The sequence below is a fragment of the Streptomyces sp. NPDC038213 genome (genome assembly GCF_055600495.1).
The window spans coordinates 25,184-41,767 of record NZ_JBVJYM010000031.1 but is presented as its reverse complement, the minus strand read 5'-3'; the positions used below and the strand labels follow the sequence as shown (position 1 = coordinate 41,767).

The 16,584-nt window shown below is 74.5% G+C and carries 18 protein-coding genes; 8 read left to right on the top strand and 10 right to left on the bottom strand.

Annotated features, from left to right (window positions below):
- Complete coding sequence (locus tag ACZ7JZ_RS29950; protein WP_470944768.1) at positions 1–1,296, top strand: GNAT family N-acetyltransferase; 1,296 nt, start codon at positions 1–3, stop codon at positions 1,294–1,296.
- Positions 1,297–1,529: 233 nt separating this feature from the next.
- Positions 1,530–2,291 carry a putative protein N(5)-glutamine methyltransferase gene (locus ACZ7JZ_RS29945; protein ID WP_470944881.1) on the top strand — a complete coding sequence of 254 codons (762 nt, stop codon included), beginning with the start codon at positions 1,530–1,532 and terminating at the stop codon, positions 2,289–2,291.
- Between the two features lie 88 nt (positions 2,292–2,379).
- On the opposite strand, the gene ACZ7JZ_RS29940 is transcribed toward ACZ7JZ_RS29945, so the two are convergent.
- From ACZ7JZ_RS29940 to ACZ7JZ_RS29925, 4 genes are all read right to left on the bottom strand, one after another.
- Complete coding sequence (locus tag ACZ7JZ_RS29940; protein ID WP_470944765.1) at positions 2,380–3,909, bottom strand: MFS transporter; 1,530 nt, start codon at positions 3,907–3,909, stop codon at positions 2,380–2,382.
- Positions 3,910–4,036: 127 nt separating this feature from the next.
- Complete coding sequence (locus ACZ7JZ_RS29935) at positions 4,037–4,516, bottom strand: MarR family winged helix-turn-helix transcriptional regulator (RefSeq protein ID WP_470944763.1); 480 nt, start codon at positions 4,514–4,516, stop codon at positions 4,037–4,039.
- 104 nt (positions 4,517–4,620) lie between these two features.
- A complete protein-coding gene (locus ACZ7JZ_RS29930) occupies positions 4,621–5,040 on the bottom strand; it encodes a VOC family protein (protein WP_470944762.1) in 420 nt (139 codons plus the stop codon).
- 10 nt (positions 5,041–5,050) lie between these two features.
- Positions 5,051–5,500, bottom strand: coding sequence for a helix-turn-helix transcriptional regulator (locus ACZ7JZ_RS29925; protein ID WP_470944878.1), 450 nt, complete (start codon positions 5,498–5,500; stop codon positions 5,051–5,053).
- Between the two features lie 136 nt (positions 5,501–5,636).
- Between ACZ7JZ_RS29925 and ACZ7JZ_RS29920 the strand changes: the two genes are divergently transcribed.
- The 3 genes from ACZ7JZ_RS29920 to ACZ7JZ_RS29910 all read left to right on the top strand — a co-directional run bounded on the left by ACZ7JZ_RS29920 (position 5,637) and on the right by ACZ7JZ_RS29910 (position 7,145).
- The gene (locus tag ACZ7JZ_RS29920) at positions 5,637–6,080 is read left to right on the top strand and encodes a helix-turn-helix domain-containing protein (protein ID WP_470944759.1); all 444 of its coding nucleotides are present in this window, start codon (positions 5,637–5,639) and stop codon (positions 6,078–6,080) included.
- Between the two features lie 28 nt (positions 6,081–6,108).
- Entirely contained in the window at positions 6,109–6,654 is a 546-nt protein-coding gene (locus tag ACZ7JZ_RS29915) for a hypothetical protein (RefSeq protein WP_470944756.1), read from the top strand.
- A 152-nt stretch (positions 6,655–6,806) separates the two neighbouring features.
- Positions 6,807–7,145 (top strand): DUF2516 family protein, encoded by a 339-nt coding sequence (locus ACZ7JZ_RS29910; RefSeq protein ID WP_470944753.1) that lies wholly within the window; start codon positions 6,807–6,809, stop codon positions 7,143–7,145.
- 33 nt (positions 7,146–7,178) lie between these two features.
- On the opposite strand, the gene ACZ7JZ_RS29905 is transcribed toward ACZ7JZ_RS29910, so the two are convergent.
- The 3 genes from ACZ7JZ_RS29905 to ACZ7JZ_RS29895 all read right to left on the bottom strand — a co-directional run bounded on the left by ACZ7JZ_RS29905 (position 7,179) and on the right by ACZ7JZ_RS29895 (position 10,843).
- Complete coding sequence (locus ACZ7JZ_RS29905) at positions 7,179–8,423, bottom strand: PP2C family protein-serine/threonine phosphatase (RefSeq protein ID WP_470944750.1); 1,245 nt, start codon at positions 8,421–8,423, stop codon at positions 7,179–7,181.
- A gap of 290 nt (positions 8,424–8,713) precedes the next feature.
- The gene (locus ACZ7JZ_RS29900; protein ID WP_470944748.1) at positions 8,714–9,721 is read right to left on the bottom strand and encodes a C40 family peptidase; all 1,008 of its coding nucleotides are present in this window, start codon (positions 9,719–9,721) and stop codon (positions 8,714–8,716) included.
- Between the two features lie 303 nt (positions 9,722–10,024).
- The gene (locus tag ACZ7JZ_RS29895) at positions 10,025–10,843 is read right to left on the bottom strand and encodes a class I SAM-dependent methyltransferase (RefSeq protein ID WP_470944745.1); all 819 of its coding nucleotides are present in this window, start codon (positions 10,841–10,843) and stop codon (positions 10,025–10,027) included.
- 371 nt (positions 10,844–11,214) lie between these two features.
- Here ACZ7JZ_RS29895 and mshA point away from each other — a divergent pair, with 371 nt between their 5' ends.
- Together mshA and ACZ7JZ_RS29885 are read left to right on the top strand one after the other, a co-directional pair.
- On the top strand, positions 11,215–12,615 hold the full coding sequence (mshA, locus tag ACZ7JZ_RS29890) for a D-inositol-3-phosphate glycosyltransferase (RefSeq protein WP_470944742.1): 1,401 nt from the start codon (positions 11,215–11,217) through the stop codon (positions 12,613–12,615).
- Positions 12,608–13,132: a type III secretion system chaperone family protein gene (locus ACZ7JZ_RS29885; RefSeq protein WP_470944740.1), complete on the top strand. Its 525-nt coding sequence runs from the start codon at positions 12,608–12,610 to the stop codon at positions 13,130–13,132. Before mshA ends, ACZ7JZ_RS29885 begins: the two co-directional genes overlap by 8 nt.
- On the opposite strand, the gene ACZ7JZ_RS29880 is transcribed toward ACZ7JZ_RS29885, so the two are convergent.
- On the bottom strand, positions 13,123–14,424 hold the full coding sequence (locus ACZ7JZ_RS29880) for an MDR family MFS transporter (RefSeq protein ID WP_470944738.1): 1,302 nt from the start codon (positions 14,422–14,424) through the stop codon (positions 13,123–13,125). The two genes, ACZ7JZ_RS29885 and ACZ7JZ_RS29880, sit on opposite strands and share 10 nt — an antisense overlap.
- Positions 14,425–14,587: 163 nt before the next feature.
- On the opposite strand from ACZ7JZ_RS29880, the gene ACZ7JZ_RS29875 reads away from it, so the two are divergent.
- Positions 14,588–15,346, top strand: a complete 759-nt coding sequence (locus ACZ7JZ_RS29875; protein WP_470944737.1) for a phosphoglyceromutase — start codon at positions 14,588–14,590, stop codon at positions 15,344–15,346.
- Between the two features lie 93 nt (positions 15,347–15,439).
- Here the strand turns inward: ACZ7JZ_RS29875 and ACZ7JZ_RS29870 are convergent, their stop codons facing one another.
- The gene (locus tag ACZ7JZ_RS29870) at positions 15,440–15,595 is read right to left on the bottom strand and encodes a hypothetical protein (protein WP_470944734.1); all 156 of its coding nucleotides are present in this window, start codon (positions 15,593–15,595) and stop codon (positions 15,440–15,442) included.
- 134 nt (positions 15,596–15,729) lie between these two features.
- Positions 15,730–16,401: a phosphate signaling complex protein PhoU gene (gene phoU / locus ACZ7JZ_RS29865; RefSeq protein ID WP_470944732.1), complete on the bottom strand. Its 672-nt coding sequence runs from the start codon at positions 16,399–16,401 to the stop codon at positions 15,730–15,732.
- Positions 16,402–16,584: the final 183 nt, after the last annotated feature.

The window sequence follows — 16,584 nt, the reverse complement described above, 5'->3', positions numbered from 1 at the left end:
ATGAGCACCCCCGCCACGCCTGCCGTGCCCGGCGCCTCCCCCGTCGAGGTCCGCACGGTCGACGCATCCGAATCGAAGCAGTGGTTCGCGGCCCTCAACACCGGCTTCCTGTCCGCGCACGCCCCCACCGACGGAGACGTCGAACTCTTTCTGGCCGGTGCCGACCTCGCCCGCACCCGGGGCGCCTTCGACACCGGGACCGGCCGCATCGTCGGCACCTTCCGCTCCTTCACCCAGGAGCTGACCGTCCCCGGCGGCGCCCGCGTCCGCGCCGACGCGGTCACCAACGTCTCCGTCGCGGCCACCCACCGCCGCCGCGGCCTCCTGCGCCGCATGATGACCGCCGACCTGACCGCCGCGAAGCAGCGCGGAGACGCGGTGGCCACGCTCATCGCCGCCGAGTACCCCATCTACGGCCGGTACGGCTTCGGCCCCGCCACCCACAGCGCCGAATGGGAGGTCGAGGTCCCCCGCACCGGCCTCGACCCGCGCCGCACCGGCCGCCCCGACTGCGGCGGCCGCATCGACCTCGTGGACGGCGAGCAGGTCCGCGCCCTGGGCCCGGCCCTGCACGAGCGGCTGGCCGCCGCCCTGCCCGGGGCCGTGGACCGGGCCCCGCGCCGCTGGGCGCAGGCCACCGGACGGGAGCTCTTCTCGCACCGGCAGTGGAAGCAGCCCTTCTACGTCCTCTACCGCTCCGCTTCCGGCGAGCCCGAGGGCCTGGCCTCCTACACCGTCGACGACAAGTGGTCCGACCAGAAGACCCCCGGGAACACCGCGAGCGTGCAGGACCTGGTCGCCGTCACCACGGCCGCCGAGCGCGCCCTGTGGCACTACCTGTGCTCGATCGACTGGGTCACCCGGGTCCGCACGGGCTACCGCGCCCCCGACGACCTGCTCCCGCGGCTGCTCCCCGACCCGCGCGCCGCCCGGCTGGTGACGCACGCCGACTGGATGTGGGTGCGCGTCCTGGACGTCGTACGCGCCCTGGAGGCCCGTACGTACGCCGTGCCCGGCACCCTGGTCCTGGAGGTCGCCGACCCGGCGGGCCTCGCCGCCGGGCGCTACCGGCTCGACGCCGCCGGGGACGGCACCGCGAAGTGCGCCCCGGCGGACGGGGAGCCGGCGGACCTGCGGCTGGACGTGCGCGAGCTGGGCGAGCTGTACCTGGGCGGCGGATCGGCGGTCCGGCTGGCCGCCCTCGGCGCACTGGAGGAGCTCACGGCGGGGGCCGCCGCCCGCGCCGAAACGATGCTGCGCACGGCCCGCCAGCCGTGGTGCCCGGACGTCTTCTGAGCGGGGAGCGGAGAGGCGGCGGGGCGGGCGCGGGCGGCGGGGAGGGCGTAGGGTCTGCCGCGATGCCGCCCTCCGACGTGACTGCGCGCCCCGAAGAGCCGCCGCCTGCCGGCGCTGCACCAGCCCCCGCCGACCGTGCCCCTGCCGATCCGGGCGGTGCCCCTGGTCCGGGCGGTGCCACTGGTCCGGTCGGTCCCACCCGCCCCGCCGGTCCCGGCGATCCCGCTGCCGTGGTGGCCGCGCTGCGGCGCGCGGGCTGCGTGTTCGCCGAGGAGGAGGCGGAGCTGCTGCTCGCGGCGGCCGCCGGGCCGGAGGAGCTGGCGGCGATGGTGGCCCGGCGGGCCGGGGGGCATCCGCTGGAGCACGTGGTCGGCTGGGCCGGCTTCTGCGGGCTGCGGATGGCCGTGGGGCCGGGGGTGTTCGTACCGCGCCGGCGCAGCGAGTTCCTGGCGGCCCGGGCCGCCGAGTCGGCGGCCGCCGCCGGGCCGGGCGCGGTGGTCCTGGACCTGTGCTGCGGGGCGGGTGCGGTGGGTGCGGCCGTGGCCGCGGCGGCCGGCCCGCTGGAACTGCACGCGGCCGACATCGACCCGTCGGCGGTCCGCTACGCCCGGCGGAACGTGGCCGCCGCCGGGGGCCGGGTCCACCTGGGCGACCTGTACGAGCCGCTGCCCCCGCAGCTGCGCGGCCGGGTCGACGTCCTGGTGGCCAACGCCCCGTACGTGCCGACCGCGGAACTCGGCCTGCTGCCCGCCGAGGCCCGGGACCACGAGCCGCGGGCGGCCCTGGACGGGGGTCCGGACGGGCTCGACGTACAGCGGCGGGTGCTGGCCGGGGCGGGGCCGTGGCTGGCCCCCGGCGGCCGGCTGCTCGTGGAGACCAGCCCCCGCCAGGCCCCGGGCACCGCCGAGGCCTTCGTACGGGCCGGGCTGCGGCCGCGGATCGCGCACTCGCGGGAGTACGCGACCGCGGTGGTCGTCGGCACCCGGGAGGGCTGAGACGCCGCGCGCCCCGCCCGCGGGTTCCGGGCGGGACGGGGGAGCGGGGCGGGTGTGCCGTCTGTGGGCGGGCCGGGCCCGTCGCGGCTCAGGCGGCGGTGACGTGCGCGGGGGCGTCGGCGTGCACCGGGGAGCCAGCGGCGTCGGCGGGGGTCGCGGCCTCCGCTCCGGCGCCCGCTCCGGCGTTCTTCGGGCGGCGCAGCAGGACGAGTGCCACGGCGAAGGCGGCGGCGAGCAGCGCGGCCCCGGTGCCGAAGGCCAGCCGGTAGCCGCCGGTCAGGGCCTCGGCCGCGGGCCGGCCCAGGGCCTCGAGCCGCTCGGTGCGGGCGGCGGCCAGGGTGGACAGGACGGCCACGCCGAGGGCCATGCCGATCTGCTGGGTGGTGTGGAAGAGCCCGGAGGCCAGCCCCGCGTCCTGCGGTCGCGCGCCGGACATGCCGAGGGCGGTCAGGGCGGGCAGGGCCAGTCCGAATCCGGCCGCGAGGAGCATTGCGGGCAGCAGGTCGGCGGCGTAGTCGGCGGCCACCGGCAGCCGGGTCAGCGAGCCCAGGCCGAGGACGAGCAGGGCCAGTCCGGCGAGCAGGACGCTGCGCTCCCCGAAGCGCGAGACGAGGCGGGCCGCGAGGCCGAGGGAGACCGCGCCGATCACCACGGCGGCGGGCAGCATCGCGAGGCCGGTGGCGGCTGCTCCGTAGCCGCGCACCTGCTGGAGGTAGAGGGCGATGACGATCTGGAAGGAGAAGAGTCCGGCGACCATCAGCATCTGGACCAGGTTGGCGGCGGCCACGGTCCGGGAGCGGAGGATCCGCAGCGGCATCAGAGGGGTGCGGGCGGTGGCCTGGCGGCGCAGGAAGGCGGTGAGCAGGACCAGGGAGAGGGCGCCGAGGCCGAGGGTGTGCGCGGAGGTCCAGCCGTACTGCTCGGCCTTGACGACGGTGTAGATGCCGGTCATCAGCCCGCCGGTGACCAGGGCGGCGCCGAGGGCGTCGGCCCCGGCGGAGAGCCCGAGCCCGCGGTCGGCGGGCAGGGCCCGGACGGCGGCGGCGAGCGCGGCCAGCCCGATGGGCAGGTTGATGTAGAAGATCCAGTGCCAGTCGAGGGCGTCGGTGAGCACCCCGCCCAGGACCTGGCCCAGGGAGGCCCCGGCGGCCCCGGTGAAGCTGAACACCGCGAGGGCCTTGGCGCGTTCGCGGGGCTCGGTGAAGAGGGTCACGAGGATGCCGAGGGCGACCGCGGAGGCCATCGCGCTGCCCGCGCCCTGGAGGAAGCGGGCGGCGATGAGGACGACGGGGCCGGTGGCGGCTCCGGCGAGCAGGGAGGCGGCGGTGAAGACCGCGGTCCCGGCGAGGAACATCCGCTTGCGGCCGATCAGGTCGCCGATCCGGCCGGCGAGCAGCAGCAGGCTGCCGAAGGCGATCAGGTAGGCGTTGACCACCCAGCTCAGGCCGGTGGGGGTGAAGCCCAGGTCGGCCTGGATGGCGGGCATGGCCACGGTGACGATGCTGCCGTCGAGGACGGTCATCAGCAGGGCGGTGGCGAGCACGCCGAGGGCGGTCCAGCGGGAGGGGGCGGCGGGGGAGTCGGCTGCGGGGGCAGCGGGTGCGGCAGGTGCGGGCATGGCGGGCTCTCCTGTCCGGGGTGGCGGCGACAGGAGAGACGCTAACAGATAGTTTTGTTAGAGACGAGTTTTTACGGAACCAATCTCGCGGGGTGGGTCCGGGGGTGGGTGCGCCCGGACCGCAGGGCTACTGGCGGGCGCGGCGGGCCGGGCGAGGGGTCTCCACCGGGACGGCCAGGTGTCCGGCGGCCAGCAGGTTCAACGCGCGCAGGAGGGCCGCCCGGTCCGCCTCCGGGACCGCGCCGAGCGCCTCCTCGTGCACCCGGTCCACGATCCGCGCGCTCTGCTCCGCGATCCGCGCGCCCGCCTCGGTCACGGCGATGATCCTGGCCCGCCGGTCCCGGCTGGAGGGCCTGCGTTCGGCCAGTCCGGCCGCCTCCAGCGCGTCCACCGTCACGACCATGGTCGTCTTGTCCATATCGCCGATCTCGGCCAGCTGGATCTGGGTGCGCTCCTCCTCCAGGGCGTGCACCAGGACGCAGTGCATGCGCGCGGTGAGCCCGACCTCGCCCAGGGCCGCCGCCATCCGCGTCCGCAGGACGTGGCTGGTGTGGTCCAGGAGGTAGGAGAGGTCGGGCTCGCGGCGGGTGGGCTTCATGGCGGTCATACCGCCAGCGTAAGCCGTCCGTACCGTTGCGGATCGTCTCCAAGCTGACTTTCCGGGGCGGGCGGCAGGAGGGGAGGGCCGGCCGCGGGTGCGCGTGCGGCTGCTCAGGCCTTGCGGGGCTGCGCGAAGCGGACCATGTTCCCGGCCGGGTCGCGGAAGGCGCAGTCCCGGACCCCGTACGGCTGGTCCATCGGCTCCTGGAGCACCTCCCCGCCGGCCCCGCGGATCCGCTCGAAGGTCGCGTCGCAGTCGTCCGTGGAGAAGTTGACCCCGCGCAGCAGGCCCTTGGCGAGGAGCTCCGCCACGGCCCGGCGGTCGGCGGGGGAGGCGCCGGGGTCGGCGAGCGGGGGCTCCAGGACGATCTCCGCATCGGGCTGGTCCGGGGATCCCACGGTCACCCACCGCATCCCCTCGAAGCCGACGTCGTTGCGGACCTCCAGCCCGAGCGCGTCGCGGTAGAAGCCGAGGGCCTTGTCGTGGTCGTCGACGGCGATGAAGCACTGGGAGAGCTTGATGGCGTTCATGTCTCCGAAGCTACGGCGCGGCCGCGGGATCCGCTTCTCCGATCCTGACCGGTCCGCGAGCCGACGAAGACTCCGGTGCGGGCTCCGCTGTGCGGCCGCCCTCCGCCCCCCTCCCCGCCCGCACCGGGCGGGTCAGGAACTTGGCCACGCAGGGCGGGATCGCCGCCCCCGCCTCGTGCCCGCGGGCCCGGTAGGCGCTCGGGGTCTCGCCCACCAGCTCCGTGAACCGCGAGCTGAACGAGCCCAGCGAGGTGCAGCCCACCGCGAAGCAGACCTCCGTCACGCTCAGGTCCCCGCGGCGCAGCAGGGTCTTGGCCCGCTCGATGCGCCGGGTCATCAGGTAGGTGTACGGGGTCTCGCCGTACGCGGCGCGGAAGCTGCGCGAGAAGTGCCCCGGCGACATGAGGGCCACGGCGGCGAGGGCCGGAACGTCCAGCGGCTCCGCGTAGTCCCGGTCCATGGTGTCCCGCGCGCGGCGCAGCCGCGCCAGGTCCTCGAGGTTCACCCGTCCAGGATCGCACGCGGACGCGAAGCCCGTATAGGCTTTTGCAAGCAGTCTGCTTGCAAAAGTTAGCAAGGTGCGGCAGGATCGGCCCATGGGCACGCTCAACGTCGGAAACCTCGGCAATCTCGGCGAATACCTCAGGGACCAGCGCCGCCAGGCGCAGCTCTCGCTGCGGCAGCTCGCCGACGCGGCCGGGGTGTCGAACCCGTACCTGAGCCAGATCGAGCGGGGGCTGCGCAAACCGAGCGCGGACATCCTCCAGCAGCTGGCCAAGGCCCTGCGGATCTCGGCCGAGACCCTGTACGTCCGGGCGGGAATCCTCGACGAGCGGGAAGCGGACGACCTGGAGACCCGCGCGGTCATCCTCGCCGACCCGTCGATCAACGAGAAGCAGAAGCAGGTGCTCCTGCAGATCTACGAGTCCTTCCGCAAGGAGAACGCCCTGGAGGCGGCGGCCGAGGAGGCCGGGCCGCCCGCGCCGGGTACCCCGCCCGCACCGAGCCCGCCGCCCGCGCCGAGCACGCCGACCGACTGAACCGCTGCGATCCGGGAGGACCCCCGTCATGGCCATCACCGACGACCTGCGCAAGACCTTCACCGACCCCACCCCGCTCTACTTCGCCGCCGGTACGGCCGACCTGGCCGTGCAGCAGGCCCGCAGGCTGCCCGCGCTGATCGACCAGATCCGCGCCGAGGCCCCGGCCCGCATCGAGGCCGTGCGCGCCACCGACCCCAAGGTCGTCCAGGACCGGGCCAAGGAGGCCCAGGCCGTGGTCACCGCCAAGGTCACCGAGGTCATCGGGTCCTTCGACACCGACTTCAAGAAGCTGGGCGAGCAGGCCCAGGACCTGGCCCTGCGCGGGGTCGGCGTGGCCGCCGAGTACGCCGTACGGGCCAAGGAGACCTACGACCGGGTCGCCGAGCACGGCGAGCAGGCCGTGAAGCAGTGGCGCGGCGGGCAGGCCGGGGCGCAGGACGGTGTCGTGGACTTCACCGAGGTGGTCGTGGTCCGCGACGACACCACCGAGGCGAAGACCGAGCCGAAGGCCGAAGCGAAGACCGAAGCGAAGGCCGAAGGGGCTGCGGAGCCCGCCGCCGACGGCAGCTGACCGCCGCCGGCGCCGCCGGGAGAGGGCTCGCGGACCGGGCACCCGCACGGGTGCCCGGTTCGTTGTCCTCTCAGCGGGTACCTTGGCGGGGGGCCCGCGGGTCCAGCAGACGATCGATCCGAGACGCAGCAGACGAAGAAGCGGGTGCCGGGATGTTGATGCAGAAGTTCGACTCGCTCCTCGCGAACGTCCTGTACTTCGGGACGCTCTTGCCCGCCATCGCCGCGCTCGTCCTCGCCGCGACGGCCCGCGAGGACGCGTACCGGGCCGCGGACAAGAAGACCAAGCCGTTCTGGCTGATCATCCTGGGGATCACGGTCCTGGTGGACCTGTTCCTCGGGATGCTGTTCCTGCAGATCGCGGGCCTGATCGCGACCATCGTCTTCTTCGTGGACGTGCGCCCCGCCCTCCAGCAGGTCTCCGGCGGCGGCAAGCGCCGCGGCGGCAGCAGCAGCGACGGCCCGTACGGCCCGTACAACGGCGGCCGGTAGCAGCCCCGTACCGCCCGGCGGCGGGCGCGCCGCTCAGCGGCGGCCGGCCGCCCGGTCCAGCAGGACCACGGCCACGTCGTCCGTGAGCTCGCCGCCGTTGAGCCGGCGGGCCTCCGTGACGGCGGCCTCCAGCAGGGCCTCGCCGCGCAGCTCCCGCTCCAGGTGCCGGTTGATCATCTCGACCATGCCGTCCTGGCCGAGGCGCTCCCGGCCCTCGCCGATCCGGCCCTCGATCAGCCCGTCGGTGTAGAGCATCAGGCTCCAGGTGCCGCCCAGCTCGACCTGGCGGCGCGGCCAGCGGGCGCGCGGCAGCAGCCCCAGGGCCGGTCCGCTGTCCTCGTAGGGCAGCAGCCTGGCCCGCTGGCCCGGCCGGGACACGAGCGGGGCCGGGTGGCCGGCCAGGCAGAGCCCGGCGCGGCGGCCGTCGGGGGCGATGTCCACCGTGCAGAGGGTCGCGAAGATCTCCTCGTGGGGCCGCTCCACCTCCAGGACCTCCTGGAGGGTGGCCAGCAGGTCGTCCCCGCAGAGCCCGGCGAGGGTCAGCGCCCGCCAGGCGATCCGCAGCTCCACGCCGAGGGCCGCCTCGTCGGGGCCGTGCCCGCAGACGTCGCCGATCATGGCGTGCACCGTGCCGTCGGGGGTGCGGACGGCGTCGTAGAAGTCCCCGCCGAGCAGGGCGCGGCTGCGGCCGGGCCGGTAGCGGGCGGCGAAGCGCAGGTCGGAGCCCTCCAGCAGCGGGGTGGGGAGCAGCCCGCGCTCCAGCCGGGCGTTCTCCTGGGCCCGCAGTTTCGATTCTGCAAGCTTGAACTGCGCGATGTCGGCCCGCTTGCGCTCCACGGCGTACCGGATCGCCCGGTTCAGCAGCCGGCCGTCGAGCTCGTCGCGGAAGAGGTAGTCCTGGGCGCCGACCCGTACGGCCTCCGCGGCGCGCTCGGCGTCCGCCTCCGAGGTGAGGACGAGCACGGCGTGCCGCGGGGCGATCCGCAGCACCTGGCGCAGGGTCGCCAGCTCGTCGGGGGCCTCCCCGCCCGGCAGGGAGAGGTCGAGCAGGATGCAGTGCACGTCCTGGGTGAGCAGCCGGGCGGCCTCGGTGAGGTTGCGGGCCGTGCGGATGCGGATGCGGTTGCCCGCGGCGTCGAGCATCTCGGGGACGGTGAGACCGCCCGCCGGATCGTCCTCGATCACCAGGAGCGTGAGCGACTGGGCGTGCGGGGGCAGACCGGCCTGACCGCTCTCCGCGGCCGGGGTATCCCTCTGCCGCGGTACGGGTACGGGCATCGTCTGGGTTCCTTCCCTCCCCCCGAGGGTGCGGTGGTGCGCCGAACGGCACTCCACCAGACGGGGACCATAGCGGTACGGGACGCCGAATCGGAATGGCGGAGCGGGACGGGCCGCCGTCATATGCCGAGATCCCGGGGGAAAGCCCGCATAAGGCAATGACGAACATCACGCCCCGCGCCCCGGCCCGTCCGTCGGCCGGGACGGCCGGGAAGCGGGCGGGCCGGGCCGTCCGGGCGGGGGGCGGCGCCCCGTCCGGACGGCCCGCACCCGCCTCCGGGCGGGACGGCCTACGCGTCGGGGCGGACCACCGCGCGGATCGGCATGGAGCCGGCGCCCGCGATCGTCACGTTCCGCTTCGGCCGCGGGGCGTGCACCATCGCGCCGTCCCCTATGTACAGGGCCACGTGGCTCGCGTCGTCGAAGTAGATGATCAGGTCGCCGGGGCGCATGTCCTTGAGGGCGACCTTCGGCAGCAGCCGCAGCTGCTCCTGCGAGGTCCGCGGGATCCTCTTGCCGCCCGCGAGCCAGGCCTGCGAGGTGAGCCCAGAGCAGTCGAAGGAGTCGGGGCCCTCGGCGCCCCACACGTACGGCTTGCCGATCTGGGCCACCGCGTACTGGACGGCCCGCGCCCCGGCGGCCGTGGCCTTGCCGTTGATCTTCTTCAGGACCCCGGTGTCGGTCCACTCCTTCTGGGCGCGGTACTGGGCCTCGCGCTCCAACTGCAGCATCCGGGCCTTCTCTTCGGCCTCCAGCCGGTTCTCCAGCTGCTCGGCCGCCTTGATCTTCGCGGTGACCTGCTGCTTCGCGGCCTCCGTCTTCAGGCGGTTCGCCTCCAGGCTCTGCCAGTGGACGCCGGCGTCGCGCGCGTACAGCTCCAAGTCGTTCTGCGTGCGGGTCAGTTCGTCCAGCATGCCCTTGGTGGCCTGCTCGCCCTTGCGGAGCAGTCCGGCGCCGTCCAGGAAGCGGTTCGGGTCGTTCGTCAGCGCCAGCCGGGCGGCCGGGGGCAGTCCGCCGGAGCGGTACTGGGCGCGGGCGGCCGCGCCCGCCTGGGCCTTGAGCTCGGCGATCCGGGCCTGCCCCGCGACGATCCGGCGGGCGGTCGCCACGATCTGGTCGGACTGCCGCTTCGCCTCCTCCTCCGCGAGGTTGTAGGCGTCGGTGGCGGCGGCGGCCTGCCGGTACAGGTCCTCTATCTGCTTGCGCACCTGCTCCAGCGAGGCGCTGGCCGCCGGCGGCTCGAACGGCGCGGCCGGCGTGGCGTGCGCGAGGCCGGGCGTTGTGCCGAGCAGTGCCATGGCGCAGATCAGAGTGAGTGCGGCGGCGCCGCGCCTTCCGTTCACTTTCCCCCCAGCGAGTTTCCGGTGCGGGCAGAGCCTACCGGGCGCCAAAACTGATTTACCGTCAGTAACTTCTCGTTGTCCCCGGGATGGTGTCACGACTCGCCGGATTCTGACACCCCCGGCCCCCGCCCTGTGGACAGAACCCCCCGGCGCCCCCGGACACCCCCCGATGCGGGCCTGTGCTTGGCCCGTTGGGCAGACGCCGGTCGTACGGTCACACCGGCCGCGGGCCCCCAGCCCCCGTTCGCCCCCCGCCCGCTACCGCCCGGCCGGCCGCAGCGCCTCCCACCGCACCGTCAACTCCCCCTGCCGCCAGCGGTTCCGGGCATCCGCCAGCGGCCAGTCCGCCGCGAGCGAGCGGGCGGTGCGGATCCAGCGCTGCCGGGCGCCCAGCGAGGCGTACGGGGCCGCGGCCGCCCAGGCCCGGTCGAAGTCCCGCAGGAACGCGTGCACCGGCTCGCCGGGCACGTTGCGGTGGATCAGCGCCTTCGGCAGCCGCTCCGCGAGGTCGGAGGGCCGGTCCAGGGACCCGAGCCGGGTGGCGAAGGTCACCGTCCGCGGGCCCTCGGGGCCCAGCGCCACCCACACGTGCCGGCGCCCGATCTCGTCGCAGGTCCCCTCGACCAGCAGCCCGTCCGGGGCCAGCCGGGCGCACAGCCGCTCCCAGACCGCGGCCACCTGCTCCTCGTCGTACTGGCGCAGCACGTTCGCCGCCCGGATCAGGGCCGGCCGCGCCCCGCCGTCGAGGGGCACCTCGAACCCGCCGTGCCGGAAGGCCAGCCCCTCGCGCTCGTAGGGCTTCGCGGCCGCGACCCGCGCGGGCTCGATCTCGATCCCGACCACCCGCACCCGGGGCGCGGCCTCCCGCAGCCGGGCCAGCAGCTCGACGGCGGTCCAGGGCGCGGCCCCGTACCCGAGGTCGACGGCCACGGCCCCCTCGCCGGCGCGGCGCAGCACGCCCCCGTGCGCGGAGGCGATCCAGCGGTCCATGCGGCGCAGCCGGTTCGGATGGGTGGTCCCCCGGGTCACCGCCCCGACGGGCCGCCCGGAGGAAGCGGAAGAAACACGGCTGCCCATCCCCTGACCCTACGTCCCCCGCACCCCTGCCCCGGCCGCTGCACGCCCGGTGCGCTCCATCGCCGCGCGGGCTCGGATTCGCCTCCGGGGGTTGGCCAGAGCCGGAGCCGGGCGAATCCAGCCCCGCCGGCGTTTGAGGCGCGGGGCCCGGGGCGGAGCCCCGGGGTCTGGGGGGCCGGGGGCCCGCAGGCGGTCCGGGCCGGCACGGGGCCGCGCCCCGGGGAAGGGCCCCAGACCCCCCGCAGGCCCCCCACAGAAAAGTTCGGCAGAGTGGAATGCGGACGCCGCCCCCCGTGGTTGCACCCTGCGAGGCGCTGTCACCCGGCCCTCCATGCGCCATGCCCGGAGCCCCGAGCGAGAGGACCGCCCACGTGAGTCAGTACGTGTCCCGGCTCGGCGGCCTGAGCGGCCTCGGCGGACGGATCGCCGCCGGCCGCTCCTCCGCCGCCCGTCCCGCCGCCCCGCACAGCCCCCGCCTGCGCCTCCCGGTGGGCCACCACCGCAAGCCGCGCCGCGTGGCCATGCTCAGCGTCCACACCTCCCCGCTGCACCAGCCCGGCACCGGCGACGCCGGCGGGATGAACGTGTACATCGTGGAGCTGGCCCGCCGCCTGGCCGCGATCAACATAGAGGTCGAGATCTTCACCCGCGCCACCGCCGGCGGCCTCCCCCCGGTGGTCGAGCTGGCCCCCGGCGTGCTGGTGCGGCACGTGGACGCAGGTCCGTACGAGGGCCTGGCCAAGGAGGAGCTGCCGGCCCAGCTGTGCGCGTTCACACACGGGGTCATGCAGGCCTGGGCGGGCCACCGCCCCGGCTACTACGACCTCGTCCACTCCCACTACTGGCTCTCCGGGCACGTCGGCTGGCTCGCCGCCGAGCGCTGGGGCGTCCCCCTGGTCCACGCCATGCACACCATGGCGAAGGTGAAGAACGCCGCCCTGGCCGAGGGCGACACCCCCGAGCCCGCCGCCCGCGTCATCGGCGAGACCCAGATCGTGGCCGCCGCCGACCGCCTCATCGCGAACACCGCCGAGGAGGCCGAGGAGCTCGTCCGCCACTACGAGGCCGACCCCGGCAAGGTCGCCGTGGTCCACCCCGGGGTCAATCTGGACCGCTTCACCGTCGGCGACGGCCGCGCCGCCGCCCGCGCCCGGCTCGGCCTGCCGCAGGACGCGCTGATCCCCCTGTTCGCCGGCCGCATCCAGCCCCTCAAGGCCCCCGACGTGCTGCTGCGGGCCGTCGCCGAGCTCGTGGACCGCGACCCCTCGATGCGCCGCCGGCTGCTCGTACCGGTGGTCGGCGGGCCGAGCGGCAGCGGGCTGGCCAAGCCCGAGGGGCTCCAGAAGCTCGCCGCGAAGCTCGGCATCGCGGACCTCGTGCGCTTCCAGCCCCCGGTGGGCCAGGACCAGCTCGCCGACTGGTTCCGCGCGGCCTCCGTCCTGGTCGTGCCCTCGTACAGCGAGTCCTTCGGGCTGGTCGCCATAGAGGCCCAGGCCGCGGGCACCCCGGTGGTCGCGGCCGAGGTCGGCGGCCTCCCGGTGGCGGTCAACGACGGCGTCACCGGCTTCCTCGTACCCGGGCACGACCCGGTGGACTACGCCCGCGCACTGCGCCGCTTCGCCGACGACCCGCGCCTCACGGACCGGATGGGCGCCGAGGCGGCCCGGCACGCCGGGTTCTTCGGCTGGGACACCGCCGCGAGCGGCACGGCCGACGTGTACACGGCCGCGATGCAGGACCACCGCCGTCGCGTACGCTCCCTCCATGGCTGAGGTCACCGAAGAGGCGGGGCGCGCCGCCCGGATCGTCGAGAGCACGCTGGACGGGGCCGAGCTGGAGTGGGAGAGCCCGGAGCCCGGCTCGTACGTGGTCAAGCTCCCCGGCACCCGCAAGCTGTCCACGACCTGCTCGCTGCTGGTCGGCCGCCACTCGCTGTCCGTGAACGCCTTCGTGATCCGGCACCCCGACGAGAACGAGGCGGGGGTCCACCGCTGGCTCCTGGAGCGGAACCTCCGCCTGTACGGGGTCAGTTACGCCGTGGACCGGCTGGGCGACGTCTACCTGACCGGCCGGCTCCCGCTGTCCGTGGTCAACCCGGAGGAGCTGGACCGGCTGCTCGGCTCGGTCCTGGAGGCCGCCGACGGGGCCTTCAACTCCCTGCTGGAGCTGGGCTTCGCCTCGGCCATCCGCAAGGAGTACGAGTGGCGGGTCGCGCGCGGCGAGTCCACGCGCAACCTGGACGCCTTCAAGCACCTGACCCGGCGCCCCGAGGACACCCCTCAGGCCTGACCGGCCTCCGTCCTCACGGGGTCCTCCGCCTTCACGGGTTCCCCCGCCTGCACGGCCGCCCCGCCCTTCACCACGCCCTCCGCCGCCGCGTCCTCCCGCGGCAGGTTCCGCATCAGCAGCCAGTACCCGAGGGCCGCCACCGTGCCCAGCGCCGCCGTCGACGCCCACAGCCAGTCCGCCCCGAAGCGGTCGATCAGCACGCCCGCCAGCAGCGGGGCGACCAGGGCCGCCACCGCCCAGGACATCGAGTAGACGCCCTGGTAGCGGCCGCGCCCGTGGAGCGGGGAGAGCCGGACGACCAGGCTCATCTGGGTGGGGGAGTTCACGATCTCCGCGAGGGTCCACACGCAGACCGTCAGCGCGTACACGGCCAGCGAGTCCGCGAAGGCCGTCAGGCCGAAGCCGTACCCGGCCAGCAGGGCCGAGACCACCAGGAGCCGCTGCGGGTCGCGGTGCTCGATGAACCGCGTGACGGGGATCTGGAGCAGGACGATCAGCAGGCCGTTCGCGGCGATGGCCAGACCGTAGTCGGCGGGGGAGAACCCGGCCGAGCCCATGGCCACCGGCAGGCCCACCGAGCCCTGCATGAAGATCATCGAGATCAGGAAGGACAGCCCCACCACGCCCATGAAGCGGCCGTCGCGCAGCACCGTCCCCAGCCGGACCTCCTGCGACTTCGGGGTGTCCGCCGACTTCTGCGGCCGGGACTCGGGCAGCTTGACGAAGACCAGCACCGCGCAGACCAGCGTCAGCGCCGCCTCGCCGAGGAACCCCGCCAGGTAGCTGTACTGGGCGATGAGGCCCGCGGCCATGGCGCTGACGGCGAAGCCGAGGTTGATGGCCCAGTAGTTCAGGGCGAAGGCGCGGACCCGGTCCTCGGGCCGCACGATGTCCGCCATCATCGCCTGCACCGCCGGGCGGGAGGCGTTCGAGGTCATGCCGACGAGCATCGCGACGGCGGCGATGGCCGCCGGGTGCTCCATGAAGCCGAGCAGCGCCACCGAGAACGCCGTCGAGGCCTGTGCCGCCAGCAGGGTGGGCCGGCGGCCCAGGCGGTCCGTCATCACCCCGGCGACCAGGGTGGAGACCACGCCGCCGAGACCGTGCAGGGCCACCACGAGACCCGCGAAGGAGGCCGAGTAGCCCCGGTCCTGGGTCAGGTACAAGGTCATGAAGGTGGCGACGAAGGCCCCGAGCCGGTTGACGAGGGTGCTCGTCCACAGCCACCAGAACTCGCGCGGGAGACCCGACACGCTCGCGCGTACCGCGTTCTTCAATCGGGCTGCGGCCATGCGGAATCCCCCGGATTTGTAAGTGGTGATCTACCTTCCCGCACATTACGCCTGAGGGGTTCCCGGCGCCAGCGAATAGGGGCCCGGGACGGTCCCGGCCGGGGTACCCGCCGGTACGGACAGCGCGCGCGTGCGGCCCCGGGCGTCCATTAGGCTCGTACGCATGGCCGACGCACCGTACAAGCTGATCCTGCTCCGCCACGGCGAGAGCGAGTGGAACGCGAAGAACCTGTTCACCGGCTGGGTGGACGTCAATCTCAACGAGAAGGGCGAGAAGGAGGCGGTCCGCGGCGGTGAGCTGCTCAAGGACGCCGGCCTGCTCCCCGACGTCGTGCACACCTCCCTCCAGAAGCGCGCCATCCGCACCGCGCAGCTGGCCCTGGAGTCCGCCGACCGCCACTGGATCCCCGTCCACCGCTCCTGGCGCCTGAACGAGCGCCACTACGGCGCCCTCCAGGGCAAGGACAAGGCCCAGACCCTCGCCGAGTTCGGCGAGGAGCAGTTCATGCTGTGGCGCCGCTCGTACGACACCCCGCCGCCGGCCCTCGAGGACGGCACCGAGTTCTCCCAGTCCGGCGACCCGCGCTACGCCGCCATCCCGCCGGAGCTCCGCCCGAAGACGGAGTGCCTGAAGGACGTCGTCCAGCGGATGCTCCCGTACTGGTACGACGGCATCGTCCCGGACCTGCTCGCCGGCCGCACCGTCCTGGTCGCCGCCCACGGCAACTCCCTGCGCGCCCTGGTCAAGCACCTCGACGGCATCTCCGACGAGGCCATCGCCGGCCTGAACATCCCCACCGGCATCCCGCTCTCCTACGAGCTGGACGAGAACTTCAAGCCCCTGAACCCGGGCGGCACCTACCTCGACCCCGAGGCCGCCGCCGCCGCCATCGAGGCGGTCAAGAACCAGGGCAAGAAGTAACCCGGCCCGCATCCCTGCGCGACAGAGGCCCCCGACCCGCCGGAATCCGGCGGGGCCGGGGGCCTCTGTCGTCGGTCGATGTGCGGGCGGGTGTCAGCCGCCGCACTGGCAGGGGGCGCCGGACTGGCAGCCGCAGCCGCAGCCCGAGCCGCAGCCGCAGGCGGCCAGGAGCGGCAGGCGCAGCGGCTCCTGCGGCCGGCCGGCGCGCTCCTCCTGCTCCGGGGTGACGGGGACGGGGGAATCGGACATGGTTCCTCCTCGGGAGGGGTACGCCTCGTACCGCCTCTGCCCCATTGATGCCCACCCGGAAGGGCGCGTCAACGGCGCACGGGGGCAGGAATCCGCGGGATCCGCCCCGGTGCGGGGGCCGGCGCGGCCGGGCCTCAGGAGGCCTCGGCGGCGGTCTGGAGCTCGTCCGCGTGCTCGCCCGTCACCAGGTAGACGACCCGCTTGGCCACCGACACGGCGTGGTCCGCGAAGCGCTCGTAGTAGCGGCCCAGCAGGGTCACGTCCACGGCCGTCTCGATGCCGTGCTTCCAGCGGTCGTCCATCAGGTGCTGGAACAGCGCCCGGTGCAGGGTGTCCATCTCGTCGTCGTCGTGCTCCAGCTGCATCGCCAGGTCCACGTCCTTGGTGATGATCACCTCGGCGGCCTTGGCCATCAGGCGCTGGGCGAGCTGGCCCATCTCCAGGATCGTCGCGTGCAGGTCGCGCGGGACCGCGGTCTCCGGGAAGCGCAGCCGGGCGAGCTTCGCGACGTGCTGGGCCAGGTCGCCGGAGCGCTCCAGGTCCGCGCTCATGCGCAGCGAGGTGACCACGATGCGCAGGTCGGTGGCGACCGGCTGCTGGCGGGCCAGCAGGGCGATGGCGCGGGCCTCCAGGTCGTGCTGGAGATCGTCGACCTTCTGGTCCGCGGCGATCACGTTCTCGGCCAGGTTCAGGTCGGCGTCGAGCATGGCCGTCGTGGCCCGCCCGATGGCCGAGCCGACGAGGCGGGCCATCTCGACCAGGCTCTCCCCGATCGAGTCCAGTTCCTCGTGGTACGCGTCCCGCATGGCTGTCCCTCTCTGTGGCTACCGGGGCCCGTGGGGTCCCGGGTGGGGGGCTCGGAGCCCCTACGCTCCCACGGTGTGCGCCCCACGCGTCGGACTCCGGCACCACAAGTGAATCAGTACGGTCGCCACGGTGAACTCTGGGCGACGACTGTTCGAGGTGCCACCCGAACGGCTGTGGAACTG